Raw genomic sequence first — 20,596 nt, 5'->3', positions numbered from 1 at the left:
CCGCTTAGTTTATCCTCGGGCCGAGCATAGCTCGGACCCGGGGGCTACGGATCCACCTCCCCGCGCTTCGCGCAGGGAGGAAACTTTAGAGCCCGGTAATCCGACGCACCCTGCTGTCCGGCTGGCGGCTTTCCAGCGCCGCCGCCCCGATCGCCGCCGCGATGGTTGCCACGGCCAGCAGGGCCCCGCCCTCGCGGGCATGATCCTTGGCGTAGCGGCCCGCGTCGTCGGCGTATCGACGCGCCGAACGACCCGCCTCATCGGCATACCGTCGAGCATCACGCGCATATTTCCGGCGCTGCTTCTCCGACACCGCCCGCTGGCCGCGCTTCAAGAGCTTCTTCGCCTGATGACGCGCATCGTCGCCCAGATCGCCGGCGCGATCGGCCACCTCTTCCGCCCGCTCGGTCAGGCCGCGCGAGATGTCGTCGAACCGGTGACGCAGGGCCTCCGCGTCGATCCAGCCGCGCGGGTCGATCCGGTCGCGGATCTCTTCATAGCGGCGCGGCCCGGTGCGCTGGGTCAGCAACAGGGTCGCCAGGGCGGCGACCGCCACCACGGCCACGGAGCCTGCGGTGATCCCGGGATGTTTGCGAACCTCGGCCAAGGCGCTGAACTGTCGGACCATGGGATAATGAACCTCTTCGTCGAGGCCGTCGTCGGTCGGGTCGTACAGCCCGTCGTCGTACGGCTCATAGGCGGAACCCCTGTCCCGCATCGCAACAGGAGCGAACCGCGCGAAGATCGGTTCCGCCAGACCGGGCAGAAGGGCGTAGAACGACGAAATGACGCGCCCTCCCCCGCCGACGGTGATTTCCCGCACCGCATGGGTCGCGCACCACAGGACGGTGTCCGCCACCACATGGGTCGCATAGACGGGCTGCGGGTTCTGCACCGCGTATCCGGTCAGGTTCCGCGCATGCTTGGGATAGGGGGTATCCACCGCCGCCGGCTTGACCAGACTGACCGCCACCGGCGCGTTCTCGCGCATCAGCTCCATCCGGAAGGCGTTGGTGAACCCCTTCACCGCGTGCTTGGACGCCGAGTAGACCCCTTGCACCGGCACCGGCACGTCGCCCAGCACCGAGCCGACATTGACGATGGTCCCGCCGCCCGGCTGGCTCCGCAGATACTCCGCCGCCACCAGCGACCCGTTCACCGTGCCCCAGTAGTTGGTCTCGAACAGCCGGTGCTGGTCCTCCAGCGTCGTCTCGCGGATCGGGCCGTAGATCGAGGTCCCGGCATTGTTCACCCAGGTGTCGAACCCGCCGAACAGCCTGCGGCACTTGTCCGCCGCCTCGGCCAGGGCGTCATGGTCGGCGACGTCGGCGACCGCATAGGCCACCCGCGCCCCCTCCTGCTGCAGCTCCTCGACCAGGGCCTTCAGGTCGCTCTCGCCCCGCGCGATCAGGAAGACGCAGGCGCCGGCTCGCGCCGCCCGGCGCGCCGTGGCCAGACCGATGCCGGAGGTGGCGCCGGTGATGACGATGGCCTGCTGGTCCAGCGGCTTCAGGATCGGCTTGGCGGGCATGGGCGATAAGCTTTCCTCGGGTGTCGGCTTCTGCAAACGGGCGGACCGTCGGGCCGGTTGCCGACAGATAGCATGCGGCGACGCTTCCGCGACCCCTGCCAGGGTCGCCCTTACAATGTCGCACCGGCTCACTATCTTGCACCGTTCTCAGTATTTCGCCCGTAAGGACCCCTGCCGTGACCGATCACGCGCCCGCCGCCGTTCCGACCGACAACCTCGCCGCCGCCTTCCAGATCGAGGGCTGGCCCGTGCGCGGTCGCCTGGTCCGCCTCGGCGAGGCCATCGACAAGATTCTGGCCGCCCACGCCTATCCGGAGCCGGTCGCCGCGCTTCTGGGCGAAGCCTGCGTGCTCGCGGCCCTCGTCGGTTCGGCCCTGAAGTTCGAAGGCCGGCTGATCGTGCAGGCGCAAGGGGACGGCCCCGTCCGCTACGTCGTCGCCGACTACGACACCGACGGTCACCTGCGCGGCTACTGCCGCTTCGACGAGGACGAGGTCGCCGCCGCCTCCAGCGGTTTCGCGCGCCCGGGCGCCAAGACCCTCTTGGGCCAGGGCGTCTTCGTCATGACCCTGGACCGCGGTCCGGACTTCGAGCGCACCCAGGGCATCACCCCCATCGAGGGCGAAAGCCTGTCGCTGGCGGCCGAGCACTATTTCGTCCAGTCCGAGCAGATCCCGACCAAGGTCCGCCTCGCCGTCGGCTCCGTCACCAACGAAGGCGGCACGACCTGGCGCGCAGGCGGCGCCCTGATCCAGCTGATCGCCGGCGACGACGCCCGCGGCTCGACCGAGGATGTCTGGGACCGCTCGCGCGCCCTGTTCCAGACGCTCGGCGACGACGAGCTGATCGACCCGACGGTGTCGCCGGAGACCCTGCTCTATCGCCTGTTCCACGAGGACGGCGTGCGGCTGGAGGACGCCCGCGCCCTTAAGGCCCAGTGCCGCTGCTCCGCCGACCGCATCGGCACGGTCCTGGCCTCCTTCGGCCCGGAGGAACGCGCCGACATGGTCGAGCCCGACGGCAAGATCCACGTCACCTGCGAATACTGCGCCAAGGTCTACAGGCTGGACCCGGAGGCAGTCGCGGCGGAAGCGGAATAAGACTCCCTCTCCCCTTGCGGGAGAGGGAGATCGCGCACGGCGGCCCCAGCCGTCGTCCTGGCGCGATCGGGTGAGGGGTGAAACCCACTCTGACCGGGTAGGCGCCGGACGCATCTGGTCGGCGTCCTCGTACCCCTCATCCGTCGGGCTTCGCCCGCCACCTTCTCCCGCAAGGGGAGAAGGCAGGGACAGTCTCTCAATACGCCAGCGCGATCCCGTCCTTCCGCATCTCGGTCGCCGCCCCATAGGTCCAGCGGCCGCCGGGGTTCTGCTGCATCACCACGTTCTGATACCCGCCGAAGCCGCCGTTCGTCGGCCCCAGGGTCCAGCCGCGCTGCACCAGCCCTTCCCGCGCCGCCTGCGGCACCCCGTTCTCGAGGTGCAGCACCCCCGCCCCCTCGGCCGCCTCCCCGGTCGGCTCGGACGACCCTTCGTGCTGCCAGCGCGGGCTGTCGCCGGCCTCCTGCGGATCCAGGCCGTAGTCGACCATGTTGATGATGATCTGGGCCTGACCCTGCGGCTGCATCCCCCCGCCCATGACGCCGAAGGCCATCCACGGCTCCCCGTCCTTGCAGGCGAAGCCGGGGATGATCGTGTGGAAGGGCCGCTTGCCCGACGCATAGATGTTGGCGTGGCCGTCGGTCAGGGCGAACAGCTCGCCCCGGTCCTGGAACATGAAGCCCAGCGGCCGTTCGCCGTCGTCGGGAACGAGCCCTGAGCCCATGCCGCGATAGTTGGACTGAATCCAGCTGACCATCATCCCGTCTTTGTCGGCGACGCTGAAATAGGTCGTGTCGCCCTGCGTCGGCGCATCGCCGGGGAAGGCCCGCTCCATGATCCGGTCCGGCCGGATCAGCCGCGCCCGTTCCGCCGCATAGGCCTTGGAGTTCAGCCACTCTACCGGCGTCTCACTGAACCGGTCGTCGGCGAACCATTTCGCCCGATCCTCGAAGGCCAGCCGCTTGGCCTCTGCCTGATGATGGATCGAGGCCGCGGACTGGAAGCCCATCCCCTTCAGGTCGAACTGCTCGCAGACGTTCAGGATCTGGTTGGTCGACAGCCCCTGGGTGTTCGGCCCCAGACCATAGACCTCGACCCCGCGATAGTCGGTCCGGATCGGATCGACCCACTCCGTCTGGTGCGCCGACAGATCGCCCCGCGTCAGCCAGCCGCCGATGCGCCGGAAATACCGCTCCATCTGCTCGGCCAGTTCGCCCTGATAGAAGGCGTCCCGCCCGCCGGCCGCGATCAGCCTCAGCGTCCGCCCCAGATGCGGATTGGCGAAGACTTCACCGACACGCGGCGTCCGTCCGCCCGGCGCATAGACGACCTTGCGATTGTCGTTCTCCTCGATCCGCGCTGCCCCACGGTCGAACGAGGCCATGTTCCGCTCCAGATACCAGGCGATGGTCTGGGGCATGGGCACGCCCTGTTCGCACAACTCCGCGACCGGGATCAGGACTTCGGCCCACGGCAGTTTCCCATACCGCTGGTGCGCGCTCCACCATGCGTCCACCGTGCCCGGCACATTGACCGTCACCGCCCCGACCGACGGCAGGACGCCGCGTTCTGTCGCCTTCGAGCGCGCCGTCTCCAGGGACAGGCCGCGCGGAGAACCGCCCGAGCCGTTGAAGCCGACCACCTTCTTCTGGGCCGGGTCCCACAACATGCAGAAGGCGTCGCCGCCGATGCCGTTGGCCGTCGGCTCCAGGAAGCCCAGCGCCGCATTGATGGCGATGGCCGCGTCGACGGCCGATCCGCCCCGCTTCAGGGTCTCGATCCCGACGAGGGTCGCCGTCGGATGCGCCGTCGCCGCCGCCCCGTTCGCCCCCCAGACGGTGGAACGGCCCGCGAAAGGCGCCCCCGTGATCCGGTCGCCCATGGTCACGCCTGCGAAGGGCGCCTCCGGCGCGGTCTGCACCGGCCGCGCCGACGCCGCCCCCGCGCTCGCCGCCATCAACGCCCCGGCGGGCAGGCTCGACAGGAAGGTGCGACGACGCATGGGCGAACTCCTCGAAATGCGGGACCGAACCCTATGGACTTCTCACCGCCTGTGAAGGGGCAAGGTCACTCCCTCTCGCCCCCTCTCCCCTTTCCCCTTTATCCCTCTCCCCTTGCGGGAGAGGGAGACGGCGCACGAGAGCGTAGCGATCGTCCTTGCGCCGTCGGGTGAGGGGTGAAACTCACTTCAACCGGGTGAGCAACGGACGCATCTCGTCTGCATCCCCGTACCCCTCATCCGTCGGGCTTCGCCCGCCACCCCTCCTCGGATCGCATGCGATCCTTCGTCGACCCGCAAGGGGAGCAGGAAGGGGTTCGAGTTGGCAAAGCATCGTCCGAATACGCCAACGATTCCAACGCCCCGAAGTTTTAAGAGCCTTTGAACTGGCGCCCCTCAAAACGCGCGTATGCTTCTCCTCGTCCCACCGCATGGGGAAGGCGTCCTGGGCCCAGGACCCGGACGTGCGGCGGGGCGCGATCGAACGGGAAACCGCGTCATCCGACCGACCGAGGACCTTTGTCCGGCGAAACCTGGACTTGCGGAGGCACGAACCGGCGAGGCGTGGGACTGTCCACGGGGCGTAAAACCCCGGAGCCCGGAGGGCCCTGAACCCTCCGCCCGTCGTGGGCTTAAGTCTTTCTGGGATTAAACGGCGACAAGCGTCGGGGGCGAATATGCCGACACCCGACAGGCCGCAGCGAAGCCCACCATCGACTGCTCACGTCCAATCGACCGCGACGGAGCCTCGGCGCGAGCCGAAAATTACACATCGGTCCCCGTAACGCGAAAGCAGGGGCTACCTCGGTTCCGGGCGACCGCCCTGGCTCCGTCCACTTCCCCAACCCGTTCGCAGCGGAAGGACGATGACGCACGTCAGCCTTCTCCCTCCCCCTCGGGGGAGGGTGGTCGGAGCCGAAGGCGGAGACCGGGTGGGGGCGCCCCAGCAAGGCCCTGCGGACCCCAATCCCACGGTCCGTCGCCATCTCGCCCTGCCGCCCCCACCCGGTCGCTTACGCGACCACCCTCCCCCAGGTGGGAGGGAAAACGCTCGTCGCCGCACCCGCGACAGACCGCCTCTTGGCGAGCCTCACCAGCTCGTGACACCCTGCATCCAAACGCGCCACGGCGTCGGGGGAAATCTTCATGGGCTCAGCCATCACCGTCATCGGCCTGCCGATCGCGCTGGGGATCATCATGTTCGGCCTGGGGCTCAGCCTCACGCCCGGCGACTTCATCCGCATCGGACGCAGGCCCAAGGCGGTGACCATCGCCCTCGCCTGCCAGTTGATCCTCCTGCCCCTCGTCTGCTTCGGCCTGGTCCTGGCCTTCCAGCTGCCGCCCGTCCTCGCCGTCGGCATGATGCTCTTGGCCGCCTCCCCCGGCGGCACCACGGCCAATCTCTACAGCCATCTGTTCCGGGGCGACGTGGCCCTGAACATCAGCCTGACGGCCATCAACTCGGTCGTCGCCGTCATCACCCTGCCCATCGTGGTCAACCTGTCGCTGGCCTGGTTCGACCCCGGCGGCGGTCAGGTCGGCCTGCAGTTCAAGAAGACGCTCGAGGTCTTCGTCATCGTGCTGGGTCCCGTGGCGCTGGGCATGCTGGTCCGCGCCCTGAAACCCGCCTTCGCCGCCGCCATGGACAAGCCCGTCCGCATCGCCTCGGTCGTCATCCTGACCCTGGTCATCGTCGGCGCCGTCGCCGCCCAGATCGACATCCTGACCCGGTATTTCGCCGCCATCGCAGGCGTCGTCGTCACCTTCTGCGTGGTCAGCCTCGGCATCGGCTTCCTCGTCCCGCGCTGGCTCAAGGTGGACCGCCCCCAGTCCATCGCCAGCGCCTTCGAGGTCGGCCTGCACAACGCCACCCTCGCCATCGTCATCGCCCAGTCGGTGCTGCGTAATCCGGACATGTCGATGCCCGCCGCCGTCTACGGCGTCCTGATGTTCCCGCTGGCGGCGGCGTTCGGGGTGCTGATCACCCGCTCAGGAAGGGCTCAGCCCTCGAGGTCCAGCGAATAGCCGGCCGAACGCACCGTGCGGATCGGATTGGCGCTGTCGTCCACGTTCAGCGCCTTCCTCAGACGACCGACGTGAACGTCCACGGTCCGAGCCTCGACATAGACGTCCGAGCCCCAGACGGCGTCCAGCAGTTGTTCGCGGCTGAACACCCGACCCGGATGGCGCATGAAGTGGTCCAAGAGGCGGAACTCGGTCGGCCCCAGATGGACCTCCTTGCCCGAGCGCTTCACCCGGTGGGCGACGCGGTCGATGACGATGTCGCCGTGACCCACGCGGTCGTCCGCCAGACCCGGACGGATGCGACGCAGCACCGCCCGGATGCGTGCGATCAGCTCGGTCATAGAGAAGGGCTTGGTCAGATAGTCGTCGGCGCCCGTGTCCAGACCCCGCACCCGGTCCGATTCCTCGCCCCGCGCCGTCAGCATGATGACCGGCAGGTTGCGCGTCTCGGGGCGACCCCGGATACGACGGCAGACCTCGATGCCCGACACCTTGGGCAGCATCCAGTCCAGAAGGACCAGATCCGGCTGGCGCTCGTCGATCTGGACCAGCCCCTCCTCCCCGTCGGCGGCGACGACGACGTCGTAGCCCTCCTTTTCGAGGTTGTACTGAAGCAGGGTCGCCAGGGCGTCCTCGTCTTCCATCACCAGGATATAGGGCTGCACGTCTCAGTCTCCGTCGTCGTCTCAGCGCGCCGTCAGTTCGTCGGCGGTGTGGGCAGATGCCCGGTATCGGCGTCCCAGTCGCCCGGCGTGGGCGTCCAGCGGGGGCGTTCGCCCGTCATCTCGTCGCCGGTGATCTCGTAGTGGATGACCTCGGCGATATTGGTCGCGTGATCCCCGATCCGCTCCAGGTTCTTGGCCATGAACAGCAGATGGGTGCAGGCGCTGATCGTGCGCGGATCGCCCATCATGTAGGTCAGCAGTTCGCGGAACAGGGCGTTGTAATGCTCGTCCACCTCGTCGTCCGAGGCCCAGACCGCCATGGCCCGGTCGATCTCGGAGGCCGTATAGGCGTCCAGCACGTCGCGCAGACGCATCGACACCAGCTTGCCCATCCGCTCGATCGAACGGGTCAGGGGCTGCATCGGCTCGGCCTCGGCCAGGCTCAGGGCCCGCTTGGCGATGTTCTTGGCCAGATCGCCGGTCCGCTCCAGATCCGTCGACAGCTTCATGGCCGCCAGGGTCTTGCGAAGGTCCGACGCCACCGGCTGGCGCAAGGCGATCAGGCGGATGGCCTTCCGCTCGATGTCGCGGTGCATCGCATCGACCTTGGCGTCGCGTTCAACCACCGCCCGCGCCAGGGCGATGTCGCGCCGTGCGACCGACTCGACCGCGTCCGCCACCTGCGCCTCGGCGAGACCACCCATCCGGGCGACCTCGGCGGTCAGCTGGTTCAGTTCGTCGCCGTAGGCCTTGACCGTGTGCTGGTTCAACCGAAGCGCCCCGTGATGTAGTCCAGCGTGCGCCGTTCGCGGGGATTCGTGAAGATTTCCTCGGTGTTGCCGTGCTCGACCAGGCGACCGAGGTGGAAGAAGGCGGTGCGTTGCGACACGCGGGCCGCCTGGGCCATCGAGTGGGTGACGATGACGATGCAGTACTGCTCGCGCAGTTCGTCGATCAGCTCCTCGATCTTGGCCGTCGCGATCGGGTCCAGCGCCGAGCAGGGTTCGTCCATCAGGATGACTTCGGGGCGCACGGCGATGGCGCGGGCGATGACCAGACGCTGCTGCTGGCCGCCCGACAGGCCGGTGCCGGCCGAATGCAGACGGTCGGCGACCTCGTCCCACAGACCCGCCTTCTTCAGCGAGCTTTCGACGATGCCGTCCAGTTCGGACTTCGACGTCGTCATGCCGTGAATCTTCGGGCCGTAGGCGACGTTCTCGTAGATCGTCTTCGGGAAGGGGTTCGGCTTCTGGAACACCATCCCGACCTGGGCGCGCAGCAGCACCGGGTCCACGGTCTTGGCGTTGATGTCCTGCTCGTCCAGCAGGATCTTGCCGGTCACCTTGGCGCCCTGGATGGTGTCGTTCATCCGGTTGATGGTGCGCAGGAAGGTCGACTTGCCGCAGCCCGACGGGCCGATGAAGGCCGTGACGGTCTTGTCCGGAATGTCCAGCGACACGTCGAACAAGGCCTGTTTCTCGCCGTAGAAGACCGAGACGTCGCGGGCGGCGATCTTGGTCGGACCGACGGGGCCGGCCGGCTTGACCTGCGGCGTGGCCAGCGGCGCATCGGCCGTCAGCACGGTCTCGTCGCGGCGCGTCTCGTCGGCGCTGCCGCCCTCTTTGCCGTCAGGGCTGCGGAAGAAGGGAATTTTCATTTGAACTACCACCGACGTTCGAAGCGACGACGCAGAAGGATCGCGGCGGCGTTCATGACGATCATGAAGGCAAGGAGAACCATGATGGCCGCGGCCGTCCGTTCGTGGAACGCACGCTCCGAGGCGTTCTCCCAGATGTAGACCAGCGACGGCAGGGCGCCGGCCGGTTCGTTGATGGCGCCGGGGATGCCCGGCACGAAGCTGACCATGCCGATCAGCAGAAGCGGCGCGGTCTCGCCCAGCGCATGGGCCATCGAGATGATGGTGCCGGTCATGACGCCGGGCATGGCCAGCGGCAGGACGTGGTGGAACACCGTCTGGGTGCGGCTGGCGCCCATGGCCAGGGCGGCCTCGCGGATCGACGGCGGCACGGCCTTCAGGGCCGAGCGCGTGGCGATGATGATGGTCGGAAGCGCCATCAGGGCCAGGACCAGACCGCCCACCAGGGGCGATGATCGGGGCAAGTGCATCCAGTTGATGAACAGGGCCACGCCCAACAGGCCGTAGACGATCGACGGCACGGCCGCGAGGTTGTTGATGTTCACCTCGATCAGGTCGGTGATCCGGCCTTTCTTGGAGAACTCCTCCAGATAGACGGCGGCGCCGACGCCCAGCGGAATGGCGATGCAGGCCGTGACCAGCAGCATCAGGGCCGAACCGACCACGGCGCCCAGAACGCCCGCAAGCTCCGGCTCGGTCGAGTCGCCGTTGGTGAACAACTGGGTGTTCACGGTCGTCGAGACGTGCCCCTCGCGCTTCAGCTCGTCCAGCCAGGCCATCTGCTCGTCGCTGACGCGACGTTGGTCGGACGCCGTCTCTCGCGTGATCTCACCCTTGTAATACAGGTCCGCCTCGTCCGAGACGGGGGCCGTGATCTCGACCGTCTGGCCGATCAGGGCCGGGTTTTCGCGGATCATGTCGGCGGCGCGGAACTTCAGCTCCGAGGAGATCAGCGACCGATAGGCCGTGGCCTTGGTCCCCTGCTCGTCGTCGGTGACGCCCAGACGCGCCAGCTGCTGCTGGGCGACCATCTGCTGGAAGTTGGTGCCTTGCGGATAGGCGCGGTCGATCCGGGCCGGGTCCATATAGACCTGCACCGTCATCTGGTTGGCGTAGAAGGCGGTGTGCCCCTGATCGACGATGCGGCCGAGCAGCAGCACCAGGAAGCCGATCGCCACCGCGACGGCCAGCACGCCGTACAGCTTGAAACGGGTCTCGCGGGCATAGCGCGCCTTCAGACCCTTCTGCAGCCGGGCGGCGCGGGCGGGGTCTTCGGCGGCCAGACGGGCCCACATCTTGTCGGCGCCGGTGTCAGTCATACTGTTCCCGATAGGTCTGGACGATCCGCTGGGCGACGATGTTCAGCAGCAGCGTCACCAGGAACAGGGTCAGACCGAGGCCGAAGGCGGCCAGGGTCTTCGGGCTGTCGAACTCCTGGTCGCCGGTCAGCAGGGTGACGATCTGGACGGTGACGGTCGTCACCGTATCCAGCGGATTGAGGGTCAGGTTGGCGGCCAGGCCCGCGGCCATGGTCACGATCATGGTCTCGCCGATGGCGCGCGACATGGCCAGCAGAAGCGCGCCGGCGATGCCCGGCAGGGCGGCGGGCAGCAGCACCCGCTTCACCGTCTCGGACTTCGTCGCGCCCATGGCATAGGACCCGTCGCGCAGCGACTGGGGCACGGCGTTGATGATGTCGTCGGACAGGGACGACACGAACGGGATCAGCATGATGCCCATGACGGCGCCGGCCACCAGGGCCATCTGGTTCTGGACCAGCAACAGATACTGGCCGAGGCCGTCCATCGGCCCGCCGACCAGCATGGCGCCCAGACCGTTGAAGAACTCGCGGAACGCCGGCCCCACCGTCAGGGCGGCGAAGAAGCCGTAGACCACCGTCGGCACGCCCGCCAGGATCTCCAGCACCGGCTTGACCACGCCCCGCGACACGGCGCTGGCGTACTCCGACAGATAGATGGCCGAGAACAGGCCGACCGGCGCGGCCACGACCATGGCGATCAGCATGATCAGGAAGGTGCCGGCGAACAGGGGCACGGCCCCGAAGGCGCCGGAGGATCCGACCTGATCGGCGCGGATGGCGATCTGCGGGCTCCACTGGGTTCCGAACAGGAAGTCAGTGACCGGCACGAACTGGAAGAAGCGCAACGCGTCCCACAGAAGCGAGAAGACAATGCCGACGGTCGTCAGGATGGCCACGGCCGAACAGGCGAACAGAAGGCCGCCGATCCAGCCCTCGACCCGGTTGCGGGCGCGAAGCGTCGGGCGGATCTGGGTCCAGGCGAACAGACCGCCCATGACGGCCGCCAGAACGGCGCCGATGACGCCGCCCCAGGTCAGGGTCTGGTGAATGCGGGCCGAGCGCGCGGCCTCCTGCGGCATGACCTGACCCAGCTCGCCCTGCCAGACCTGGAAGGCGCGCTGTCCCTGCCCCGTCAGACGGGCGTCATTCAGGAAGGCCTCGCGACGGAAGGGCTCCAGCTGCTGCACGGCCTCCGGTGCGCCCGAGGCCATCAGATTGTGTGCGATCGGCCCGGAGAAGACGCCGGCCAGGATGGTCACGACCAGGGCCGGGACCGCCACCCAGATCAGGGCGTAGTAGCCGTGCTGCTGCGGACGCGAATGCGCCTTCTCACCACCGGACAGGGCGGCGGCGCGACGCTGGGCCTGACCGCGCCCGGCCAGATAGGCCAGCACGGCGAACACCACGACGAGTGGGAGAACTAGCCAGATCATCAGGCCCCGGAGCGCACGCTAAGAATCAGAGCGTGCTCGGAAGTCCGGCCCGTCTCGCGGCGATAACTGCCCTCGGATGGTCAGCGGATTAAGACGGGTCGATGACAGTTCTGCAACGCCGTAAACGATCGGCGTTTTTCAACGGTCAAGCCGCGTCCGAAACGGCGGCGGAGGCCGACGCCAGAGGCAGATAGACGCTGAACAGCGACCCGTCGCCGGGCGCGCTTTCCACCGTCATCCCGCCCCGGTGGCGATTGACGATGTGTTTGACGATGGCGAGCCCCAGACCCGTGCCCGGCCGCTCGCCGCCGCTCTTCTGGCCTTCGACGCGATAGAATCGCTCGGTCAGGCGCGGCAGATGCTCCCGCGCCATGCCGGGCCCGTAGTCCCGCACGGTGACGACGACATACCGCGCGCCCGCCTCCCGATCCGGGGTCAGCAACGACAGGCGCGTGGCGCCCGGCACCCGCGCGGCGGCGGCCGCCTCGACGTCCAGCCCGTGGCGCACGGTCAGTTCCACCGTCCCGCCGACGGGCGAATACTTGATCGCGTTGTCGGTCAGGTTCTGGATCACCTGAACGATCTCGTCGCGATCGCCGACGACCCTCACCTCGCCCGGCTCGACATCCAGTTGGACCGTCACGCCCTTCTCCTGCGACAGGACGCTGACGGCGTCGACGACATCGGAAGCGGCGCGCGGCAGGTCTACCTTGCCGGACGGCGGAATGTGTTCGTTCAGCTCGATCCGGCTCAGCGACAGCAGGTCCGCGACAAGCCGCCCCATCCGGTCCGCCTGGGCCGCCATGATGTCGAGGAACTTGTCCCGCGCCTTGGGATCGTCCTTGGCGTGACCCTTCAGGGTCTCGATGAAGCCGCTCAGCGAGGCCAGGGGCGTCCGTAGCTCGTGGCTGGCGTTGGCCAGGAAGTCGACGCGCATCAACTCCATCCGGCGCACGTCGGTCTCGTCCCGCAGACCCAGGATCGCCATGTTCGCCGCCGGCGACGGCAGCGGCTTGACCCAGGCCTTCCAGTGCCGCGTCCGGGCCCCGGCGGCGTTGTAATCGCTGGTCCGGCTGACCCCGCCGAACAGGGCCTCGTCCACCGCCTCCAGAACGTTCGGGTCGCGCATGGCCGAGACCAGCAGCGCCCCTTCCCTCTGGATCCGCAGCAGGTCGCGCGCCGCGCGGTTGGCCAGGACGATGCGTCGTCCGGCGATATCGTCCGCCTCGCCCCCGCTGACGATCATCATCGGGTCGTCGAGCGCCTCGAACACGCTGTCCAGAAGACCGGCGTCCTCGGGCGCGCTCAGGTTCGGCCCGGAGGTGTCGGTCGAGGCGTCCGCCAGCCGAGGCCGTCGCCGTCGCATGCCCATCAGGGTCACCGTGGCCATCAGGACCGCCCCGCCCAGCAGCCAGGCCGAGGCGTCGGGCCGCACGGAGGCCAGGATCAGCATGATGATGACGCCGACCCCGCCCGTGGCCCCGTTGGTCCAGAGCCTGGATGAAGGCAGGGGCGCGACGGGCGATGGGGATTCGTCGAACGGCATCTGACGGCGCCCCTTCCTGCCGACGCGCGGGCCCTTCCGCCGTCTCGCCTTTTCCTAGAACGGGATGCCCCGAAAAGGCGAGCGGATTCCGGGCGGCGGCGACCTTGGCCGGTCATAGGCCTGTTTTTTTACCTATGCGCCTCAGGATGATGGCGAATGTCGGGGATGACGCACGCTTGAACTGGATCCTGAACTGCCTTGTGGTCGAGCATGACTGGCGGCTGACGCTGCTGGCGGCTGCGGTCTGCGTGGTCGGTCTGGCGACCTGCATCACCCTGATCGGCATGGCCCGGCGCGGCGGGCAGCGGACCAAGATCGCCTATGGCGCGGCGGCCGGTCTGGTCGGCGGGCTGGGCGTCTGGGCGACCCACTTCCTGGCCATGCTGGGCTACCGCGCCGACGCCTTGATCCGCTACGCGGCGGGCGAGACCCTGCTGTCGCTGGGCATCGTCGTCGCCGGCATGCTGCTGGGGGTGGCCGTGGCCTTGAACGGCGGCTCGCGACTGACCCGCGGCCTGGTCGCGATCCTGGCCGCCTCAAGCGTCGCCGCCATGCATTTCGTCGGCATGTCCGCCCTGCATATCGAGGGCGGCGCCATCGCCTGGAACATCCCCTTCGCGGTCGGCGCGGTCGCGGTCAGCATGGCCTTGGCGCTCTGCACGGCCCTGTGGATCAAGCGCGACGGATGGTGGCGCATTCCCGGCAACACGACCTTCGCGGTCCTCAGCGTCGTCAGCCTGCATTTCGGCGGCATGCAGGCCATGGAGATCGTGCCTGACCCGTCCTCGGTTCTATCCGCCAGCCTGATCACGGAATCCGGCCTTCTGGTCTGGGTCGTCGGCGGCGCGACGGTGGTCGTGATGATCGCCGCCTTCGTCACCGTCGTGGGCCTGTGGGGCCGCACCACCGCGCTGGGCCATCTGCGCGAGGCGATCGACGCCATGCCGGACGGTCTGGGCTTCTATGATTCCGACGACCGCCTGCTGATCTGGAACGCCCGCTACGCCGAGGTGAACCCGGAGGTCGCCCCGGCTCTGGCCGTCGGCGTCCGCTTCCGCGACATGCTGCAACTGGGTCTGGACCAGGGCCTCTACGAAGACGCCATCGGTCGCGAACAGGAGTGGATGCAGGAGCGACTGACCGCCCGTCGGTCTCTGTCCAACAGCATGGAACAGCAGATCGCCGGGAACCGCTGGCTGCGCGTTCAGGATCGCCGCACCTCCAACGGCGGCATCGTCACCGTCGTCAACGACATCACCGACCTGAAGCGGGACGCCGTCTCCCTGGCCGAGGCGCGTGACGCCGCCGAGCAGGCCAGCCGGGCCAAGTCCGAGTTCCTGGCCAATATGAGCCACGAGATCCGCACCCCCCTGAACGGCGTCATCGGTCTGACCCAGGCCCTGGCGCGGACGCCTCTGGCCAGCGATCAGCGCGAGATTCTGGACCTGATCCAGTCCTCGGGCCACACGCTCCAGACCCTGCTCAGCGACATCCTGGATCTGGCGCGGGTCGAATCCGGCCGTCTGGAGATCGCCGACGAGGTGTTCGACCTGCCGCGCGCGGTCAACGACGCGGCCCAGCTCTATCGCGAGCCCGCCGCCGACAAGGGGTTACAGTTCTTCGTCGAGATCGAACCCGAAGCCGCCATCTGGGTGCGCGGCGACGTGGTGCGGGTCAAGCAGGTCCTGACCAATCTCGTCTCCAACGCCGTGAAGTTCACCAGCACCGGCTTCGTGCGTATGACCGCCTCCGTCGGCAAGGACCGAAGCGGCGCGCCGATCCTGCGCTTCACCGTCGAGGACACCGGCGTCGGCTTCGACGCGGCGGCCAAGGCGCGGCTGTTCACCCGCTTCGAACAGGCCGACGGCACCATCACCCGTCGCTTCGGCGGTACGGGCCTGGGCCTCGCCATCTGTCGTCAGCTGGCCGACATGATGGGCGGCGAACTGGACTGCGAGAGCGAGCCCGAGGGCGGTTCGGCCTTCATTCTCACCCTGCCCCTGCACGCGGCCGACGCCCCCTCGGCGCCCGCCGTCCCGACCCAGACGGTCGTCGATCCCACGGAACAGCGCATCCGCGTCCTGGTCGCCGACGACCATCCGACCAACCGCAAGGTCGTCGAACTGATCCTGTCCCAGGCCCCGGTCGATCTGATCCAGGCCGAGAACGGCGCCGAGGCGCTGGAAGCCGCCCGCGCCCAGGCCTTCGACATCATCCTGATGGACATGCAGATGCCGGTCATGGACGGGCTGACGGCGGTGCGCGAGATCCGCACCCACGAGATCGCCTCGGGCCGAGAGCCGGCGCCCATCGTCATGCTGACCGCCAACGCCCTGCCCGAACACGTCGCCCAGGCTCAGGCCGCCGGCGCCGATCGCCACCTGGCCAAGCCCTTCGACGCCGCCGAACTGCTCGCGCTCGTGGCCGAACTGGGCGGGGAAAAGCAGCAGAGCGCCGCTGCAGCCTAACGGCCCTGGGTGTCTTGGATTTTATTCCTTGAAAACCCTTGCGCCGCATACTTTGGCTCACCATCTGCTTCAAGCGGCCTTTGACAGGTTTAGCTTGCTCCACTCGCGCCCTCCAGGCGTGCCACACGAAAGTGCCACGCCTACTGATTTCATTGCGAAATTTCTCCAGAATGGCACGTTGGCACTCGAAATTTGGGAATAGTGCCACCACCTGTATTCTTCTGGCGACCCCATAGCAGTCGGGGCCGAGCATCACTGCCCGGCCCCGTGTCGCGTCTCAGTCCCCGCCCGCGAATGCGGGCGAACCTGTCCTTCCTACTCGTAGCCGTGGGCGGCTTCGTTGATCACCTGCGAAGGCATCTGGCTGAAGTCGACCGTGGTCGGGGCCGAGGCGACGGCGAGCTTGGTCTGGTAGGTCTTGATGACGTGCTCCAGACGACGGCGCACCTCACGCTCGGCCTCGGTGCCGGTGTCCAGCGCCAGGGGCGCCAGGCAGAAGTCGATGATGGCCTGGGGGCGGCTCAGCGGTTCCATGGTTCAGTCTCCTCTCTGCTTTATTCGGCCGCGACGAACTGCGCGGTTTCGGTGGATTCCTTCATGGCGGTCGTGGAGGACTGCCCGTTGGAAATGACGGTGGCGACCTGGTCGAAGTAGCCGGTGCCGACCTCACGCTGGTGACGCGTCGCGGTGTAGCCGATGGCCTCGTTCGAGAACTCGCGCTGCTGCAGCTCGGAATAGGCCGCCATGCCGCGGTCGCGGTAGCCGGAGGCCAGTTCGAACATGCCGTTGTTCAGGCTGTGGAACCCGGCCAGGGTCACGAACTGGAACTTGTAGCCCATGGCCCCCAGTTCGCGCTGGAACTTGGCGATGGTTTCCTTGTCCAGCTTGGCTTCCCAGTTGAACGACGGCGAACAGTTGTAGGCCATCAGCTTGCCGGGGTGCTCCTTCTGGATGGCCTCGGCGAACTTCTTGGCGTCGTCCAGATCCGGGTGGGAGGTTTCCCACCACAGAAGGTCGGCGATCTTCGCGTAGCTGAGGCCCCGCGCGATGCAGTGGTCCAGACCCGTGCCCGGCTTCAGGCGGAAGAAGCCTTCCGGCGTGCGGTTCTCGCGGTCGATGAAGGGCTGGTCGCGCTCGTCGACGTCCGAGGTGATCAGTTGGGCGCTCTCGGCGTCGGTGCGGGCGACCGTGATGGTTGGGGTGCCCATGACGTCGGCGGCCAGGCGCGCGGCGATCAGGTTCCGCTCGTGCGCCTGCGTCGGGATCAGGACCTTGCCGCCCAGGTGGCCGCACTTCTTCTCCGAGGCCAGTTGGTCCTCGAAGTGGACGCCCGCGGCGCCCGCCTCGATGAAGGCCTTCATGATCTCGAACGAGTTCAACGGCCCGCCGAAACCGGCCTCGGCGTCGGCGACGATGGGCGCATACCAGTCACGCTTGGCGCCGCCCTCGGCATGCTCGATCTGGTCGGCGCGCTGCAGGGTGCGGTTGATGCGGCGGCACAGTTCCGGCGCGGCGTTGGCCGGATACAGCGACTGGTCCGGGTACATGGCGCCGGCGGTGTTGGCGTCGGCCGCGACCTGCCAGCCCGACAGATAGATGGCCTTCAGGCCCGCGCGGACCATCTGCATGGCCTGGTTGCCGGTGACGGCGCCGAGCGCATTGATGAAGGGCTCGGTGTGCAGCAGCTCCCACAGGCGGTTGGCGCCGCGCTCGGCCAGCGTGTGCGTGATCGGCACGGAGCCGCGCAGCTTGAGCACGTCTTCCGGGGTGTACGGACGCTCGATGCCGTCGAAGCGGCCTTTGGGCGAAGGGACGAGATCGGCGAAGGTGGTCATGGCGCTCTGCTCGGTTGGCTGACGCGAACGTCGCGTCGGTCAGGACAGAGAACACGCCCCTGTCATTTCTGATACAGGCCGAGCTGCATGTTTGAAGTCATGATGTCACAACGTGACATTGCCCGATTGGTCATGATGTGACATTGTTCGCCGATGGACGCCTCGGCAGATCGCAAACTCTTTCTCGGCGCCCGGCTGAAGCGGCTGCGACGCGATCGGGGCCTGACCCAGACGGCCATGGCCGGCGATCTCGGCGTCTCCCCCAGCTATCTGAACCACATCGAGCGGAACCAGCGGCCGGTCTCCGCCCAGCTCCTGCTGCGTCTGGCCGAGACCTATGACGTCGACCTGCGCCAGCTCGGCCAGTCGGGCGCGACCGGAGAAGCCGAGCTGGCCGAGGCCCTGTCCGACCCCCTGTTTCAGGGCCTCGACGTCCCCCGCCACGAGCTGCTGCAACTGACCGACGAAGCGCCCGCGGCCGCCGAGGCCCTGCTGCGCCTCTACCGCGCCTTTTCCGAACAGCGGGACCGGGCCCGCGCGGCTCTGGCTGACGGCGACGCCGGCTCCGCTCCCTCCCCCGCCGACTGGGTCCGCGACCACATCCAGTCTCGCGCCAACCATTTCCCCGAACTGGACGCGCTGGGCGAAGCCCTCTACGCCGCACTGGACCCCAACCAGACGGGCGAGCCGTTCGACGTCCTCGCCCGCGCCCGCCTTCAGACGCGCCACAACCTGACCGTCCGTGTCATGCCGGCCGAGGTCATGGTCGAATGGACCCGTCGCTTCGACCCGCACCGTCGCCGCCTGCTGCTGTCCGAGACGCTGGATCCGTCGTCCCGCACCTTCGCCGTCGCCTATCAATTGGCCCTGGCCGAACACGACGCCGAACTGACCGCCCTGGTCGACGCCGCCCGCCCGCCGGACGACGCGACCCGAGCCCTGTTCAAGGTCTCCCTGACCAACACCCTCGCCGCCGCCATCCAGATGCCCTACGCCGCCTTCCAGCGTCTGGCGGAGAGCAGCGGCTACGACATCGCCCGGCTCCAGACCCGCTTCGGCGCCTCTTTCGAACAGGTCGCCCACCGCCTGACGACCCTGTCGCGCCCGACCGCGCGCGGCGTGCCCTTCTTCCTCATGCGGGTCGATCAGGCCGGGAACGTCTCGAAACGCTATGCCTCGGGCGCCTTCCCCTTCGCCCGCTTCGGCGGCGCCTGCCCGCGCTGGCGTCTGCACTCCGCCTTCCGCACGCCCGGCAAGCTGGTCACCCAGATCATCGAGACGCCCGACGGCCAGCGCTGGTTCACCCTGGCCCGCACGGTGGACCGCCAGGGCCATGACAGCTTCGGAGAGCCCCACGACCTCGCCATCGGCCTGGGTTGCGAACTGAAGGACGCCCACCGCCTGATCTACGCCCGAGGTCTCGACCTGACCGCACCGGATGTCACTCCCATCGGCCCTGCCTGCCGCCTCTGCCATCGCCACCCCTGCGCCGAACGCGCCGCCGCGCCGGTGGACCGGCCGCTTCGCGTCGACGACTGGTCGAAGTCGGTCAGCCCCTATCCGTTCAGCGTCGGCTGACCTCGCGGTCGGTCCTGATCACTGCTAGACTGATCTCATGGCTGACGGTGCTGTGACCTATACCGTGACTGTGGACGCTGCGACGGCTGAACGTCTCGACGCCGCCGCGCGCGACGCCGGTATCGAGCCAGAGGCTTTCGTGCTCGACCTGATCGAAGATGCGGCAGGCCGTTCATCAGTTTCCGAAGCGGCTCGGCGCTTTCAACACGAGCAGGCGACCCTCGCGCTCGCCCACTACGACCGAACGGGCATCGCCTATCCACTCGAGGATGTCCTCAAGGAATTCCGGGCGGACGTCGAGGCAGGCCTTGGCAGGAAGGGTTCGCTCTGAAGGTCGTCGTCAGCGAAGAAGCCAAAGCCGACCTCCGTCGCTTGGGTCAATTCCTGGTCGAGAAGAGTCCGCGCGCCGCGCTCAGAGCGGTCTCGACCATCGAAGCCGCGCTGATCTCGCTTCAATATCTGCCGGCCAGAAGCCCGATGCGTCTCGAGGATCAACGAGAGCTGATGATCCCGTTCAATTCGTCCGGCTATGTCGTGCGCTACCGCGTCGATGCAGACGTTGTCGTCATCGCCCGCATCTTCCACATGCGCGAGGAACGATGATCGCGACCGCCTAGGGTCCGGACTCATTTGGCCCAATAGGCGACGGTGGCGGCGATGAGGACGCTGGAGAGGAAGTTCGCGGCGAGTTTGTCGTAGCGTGTCGCGATACGCCTGAAGTCCTTGAGCCTGGCCCATAGGCGTTCGACGGTGTTCCTCTGTCGGTAGGCGACGACGTCGTAGGGGATGGGCCGCTTGCGCGAGGTCGTGGTCGGGATGACGGCCTCGGCGCGTCGTTCGGCCAGTCGCCTTCGGAGGTGATCGGCGTCGTAGCCGCGGTCCGCCAGCAGCCTTGCGAACGGTCCGGCCGCCTCGATCAGGGCGTGGGCCATGGTGATGTCGTTGGTGTTGCCGGCGCTGAGCAACAGCACACGGGGTCGCCCTCGATCGTCCACGAGGCCGTGGATCTTGGTCGTGCGGCCGCCTCTGGAGCGGCCTATGCCCTGGACGAAGCCCCCCCTTTTGCGCCCGCCGCCGAGCGATGGGCCTTGACCGAGGTGCTGTCGATGGCGGCCGAGGAGTAGATGCCGCTGTGGCCGGTCAGGGCCTTGAAGATGTCGTGCCAAACGCCCTGCCGGCTCCAGCGATTGAAGCGGTTGTAGACCGTCGTGTATGGCCCGTACTCCGGCGGGCAGTCCCGCCAGCGCGCGCCTGACTGCAGCATGTGCACGATGCCCGACAACACGCGGCGATCATCGACCCTGCGCGCCCCTCGCCGTCCCGTCGGAAGGTGCGGCTCGATCCGCGCCCAAGCTTCGTCGTCCAGCCAGTAAAGCTTCCGCATCCAAGGCTCCCTTCCAGAAGCCTTGAATCAGAACGCCAAACTCACCGCCAGACC

The 20,596-nt window shown here is 67.9% G+C and carries 16 protein-coding genes and 1 pseudogene; 6 read left to right on the top strand and 11 right to left on the bottom strand.

Features of this window, described 5'->3' with window-relative positions; all coding sequences use genetic code 11:
- Nucleotides 1–85: 85 nt before the first annotated feature.
- Nucleotides 86–1,531 (bottom strand): SDR family oxidoreductase, encoded by a 1,446-nt coding sequence (locus ACETK8_RS09165; protein ID WP_374039192.1) that lies wholly within the window; start codon nt 1,529–1,531, stop codon nt 86–88.
- A 176-nt stretch (nt 1,532–1,707) separates the two neighbouring features.
- Here ACETK8_RS09165 and ACETK8_RS09160 point away from each other — a divergent pair, with 176 nt between their 5' ends.
- Nucleotides 1,708–2,631: an Hsp33 family molecular chaperone gene (locus tag ACETK8_RS09160; protein WP_374039191.1), complete on the top strand. Its 924-nt coding sequence runs from the start codon at nt 1,708–1,710 to the stop codon at nt 2,629–2,631.
- 196 nt (nt 2,632–2,827) lie between these two features.
- Here the strand turns inward: ACETK8_RS09160 and ACETK8_RS09155 are convergent, their stop codons facing one another.
- Nucleotides 2,828–4,633 carry a gamma-glutamyltransferase family protein gene (locus ACETK8_RS09155; RefSeq protein ID WP_374039190.1) on the bottom strand — a complete coding sequence of 602 codons (1,806 nt, stop codon included), beginning with the start codon at nt 4,631–4,633 and terminating at the stop codon, nt 2,828–2,830.
- A gap of 1,143 nt (nt 4,634–5,776) precedes the next feature.
- On the opposite strand from ACETK8_RS09155, the gene ACETK8_RS09150 reads away from it, so the two are divergent.
- On the top strand, nt 5,777–6,655 hold the full coding sequence (locus ACETK8_RS09150) for a bile acid:sodium symporter family protein (protein ID WP_374039189.1): 879 nt from the start codon (nt 5,777–5,779) through the stop codon (nt 6,653–6,655).
- Here the strand turns inward: ACETK8_RS09150 and phoB are convergent.
- The 6 genes from phoB to ACETK8_RS09120 form a co-directional block, all read right to left on the bottom strand.
- Nucleotides 6,631–7,320 carry a phosphate regulon transcriptional regulator PhoB gene (gene phoB, locus ACETK8_RS09145; RefSeq protein WP_309627949.1) on the bottom strand — a complete coding sequence of 230 codons (690 nt, stop codon included), beginning with the start codon at nt 7,318–7,320 and terminating at the stop codon, nt 6,631–6,633. The genes ACETK8_RS09150 and phoB overlap by 25 nt on opposite strands.
- Nucleotides 7,321–7,352: 32 nt before the next feature.
- On the bottom strand, nt 7,353–8,090 hold the full coding sequence (gene phoU / locus ACETK8_RS09140) for a phosphate signaling complex protein PhoU (protein WP_374039188.1): 738 nt from the start codon (nt 8,088–8,090) through the stop codon (nt 7,353–7,355).
- The gene (gene pstB / locus ACETK8_RS09135; protein ID WP_374039187.1) at nt 8,087–8,977 is read right to left on the bottom strand and encodes a phosphate ABC transporter ATP-binding protein PstB; all 891 of its coding nucleotides are present in this window, start codon (nt 8,975–8,977) and stop codon (nt 8,087–8,089) included. The genes phoU and pstB overlap by 4 nt, the downstream gene beginning before the upstream one ends.
- 5 nt (nt 8,978–8,982) lie before the next feature.
- Complete coding sequence (gene pstA, locus ACETK8_RS09130; RefSeq protein ID WP_374039186.1) at nt 8,983–10,296, bottom strand: phosphate ABC transporter permease PstA; 1,314 nt, start codon at nt 10,294–10,296, stop codon at nt 8,983–8,985.
- Nucleotides 10,289–11,731, bottom strand: coding sequence for a phosphate ABC transporter permease subunit PstC (pstC, locus tag ACETK8_RS09125; RefSeq protein ID WP_374039185.1), 1,443 nt, complete (start codon nt 11,729–11,731; stop codon nt 10,289–10,291). The genes pstA and pstC overlap by 8 nt, the downstream gene beginning before the upstream one ends.
- Nucleotides 11,732–11,876: 145 nt before the next feature.
- Nucleotides 11,877–13,277, bottom strand: coding sequence for a sensor histidine kinase (locus ACETK8_RS09120; RefSeq protein ID WP_374039184.1), 1,401 nt, complete (start codon nt 13,275–13,277; stop codon nt 11,877–11,879).
- A 176-nt stretch (nt 13,278–13,453) separates the two neighbouring features.
- Here ACETK8_RS09120 and ACETK8_RS09115 point away from each other — a divergent pair, with 176 nt between their 5' ends.
- Nucleotides 13,454–15,745, top strand: a complete 2,292-nt coding sequence (locus tag ACETK8_RS09115) for an ATP-binding protein (RefSeq protein ID WP_374039183.1) — start codon at nt 13,454–13,456, stop codon at nt 15,743–15,745.
- Between the two features lie 315 nt (nt 15,746–16,060).
- Here the strand turns inward: ACETK8_RS09115 and ACETK8_RS09110 are convergent, their stop codons facing one another.
- Together ACETK8_RS09110 and aceA are read right to left on the bottom strand one after the other, a co-directional pair.
- Entirely contained in the window at nt 16,061–16,279 is a 219-nt protein-coding gene (locus tag ACETK8_RS09110; RefSeq protein WP_374039182.1) for a hypothetical protein, read from the bottom strand.
- Nucleotides 16,280–16,299: 20 nt separating this feature from the next.
- A complete protein-coding gene (aceA, locus tag ACETK8_RS09105; protein ID WP_374039181.1) occupies nt 16,300–17,580 on the bottom strand; it encodes an isocitrate lyase in 1,281 nt (426 codons plus the stop codon).
- A gap of 153 nt (nt 17,581–17,733) precedes the next feature.
- Here aceA and ACETK8_RS09100 point away from each other — a divergent pair, with 153 nt between their 5' ends.
- The 3 genes from ACETK8_RS09100 to ACETK8_RS09090 are packed head-to-tail and all read left to right on the top strand — an operon-like array spanning nt 17,734 to nt 19,761.
- Nucleotides 17,734–19,158, top strand: coding sequence for a helix-turn-helix domain-containing protein (locus tag ACETK8_RS09100; RefSeq protein ID WP_374039180.1), 1,425 nt, complete (start codon nt 17,734–17,736; stop codon nt 19,156–19,158).
- A gap of 37 nt (nt 19,159–19,195) precedes the next feature.
- Nucleotides 19,196–19,489, top strand: coding sequence for a hypothetical protein (locus ACETK8_RS09095; protein WP_374039179.1), 294 nt, complete (start codon nt 19,196–19,198; stop codon nt 19,487–19,489).
- A gap of 41 nt (nt 19,490–19,530) precedes the next feature.
- The gene (locus ACETK8_RS09090; protein WP_374039178.1) at nt 19,531–19,761 is read left to right on the top strand and encodes a type II toxin-antitoxin system RelE/ParE family toxin; all 231 of its coding nucleotides are present in this window, start codon (nt 19,531–19,533) and stop codon (nt 19,759–19,761) included.
- Between the two features lie 23 nt (nt 19,762–19,784).
- On the opposite strand, the pseudogene ACETK8_RS09085 reads toward ACETK8_RS09090, so the two are convergent.
- A pseudogene (locus ACETK8_RS09085) lies at nt 19,785–20,542 on the bottom strand (IS5 family transposase).
- Between the last annotated feature and the right edge of the window lie 54 nt (nt 20,543–20,596).

The organism is Brevundimonas staleyi, assembly GCF_041893865.1.
Lineage (GTDB): Bacteria > Pseudomonadota > Alphaproteobacteria > Caulobacterales > Caulobacteraceae > Brevundimonas > Brevundimonas staleyi.
Note: the sequence above shows the minus strand (reverse complement) of the source record. Positions and strands in the feature narration are given on the sequence as shown.

Coding starts and splice junctions, on each gene's coding strand:
- ACETK8_RS09120 (WP_374039184.1), bottom strand. CDS start 13,277: ATGCCGTTCGACGAATCCCCATCGCCCGTCGCGCCCCTGCCTTCATCC.
- ACETK8_RS09110 (WP_374039182.1), bottom strand. CDS start 16,279: ATGGAACCGCTGAGCCGCCCCCAGGCCATCATCGACTTCTGCCTGGCG.
- ACETK8_RS09095 (WP_374039179.1), top strand. CDS start 19,196: ATGGCTGACGGTGCTGTGACCTATACCGTGACTGTGGACGCTGCGACG.
- pstB (WP_374039187.1), bottom strand. CDS start 8,977: ATGAAAATTCCCTTCTTCCGCAGCCCTGACGGCAAAGAGGGCGGCAGC.
- ACETK8_RS09100 (WP_374039180.1), top strand. CDS start 17,734: ATGGACGCCTCGGCAGATCGCAAACTCTTTCTCGGCGCCCGGCTGAAG.
- aceA (WP_374039181.1), bottom strand. CDS start 17,580: ATGACCACCTTCGCCGATCTCGTCCCTTCGCCCAAAGGCCGCTTCGAC.
- pstA (WP_374039186.1), bottom strand. CDS start 10,296: ATGACTGACACCGGCGCCGACAAGATGTGGGCCCGTCTGGCCGCCGAA.
- pstC (WP_374039185.1), bottom strand. CDS start 11,731: ATGATCTGGCTAGTTCTCCCACTCGTCGTGGTGTTCGCCGTGCTGGCC.
- ACETK8_RS09150 (WP_374039189.1), top strand. CDS start 5,777: ATGGGCTCAGCCATCACCGTCATCGGCCTGCCGATCGCGCTGGGGATC.
- ACETK8_RS09155 (WP_374039190.1), bottom strand. CDS start 4,633: ATGCGTCGTCGCACCTTCCTGTCGAGCCTGCCCGCCGGGGCGTTGATG.
- ACETK8_RS09165 (WP_374039192.1), bottom strand. CDS start 1,531: ATGCCCGCCAAGCCGATCCTGAAGCCGCTGGACCAGCAGGCCATCGTC.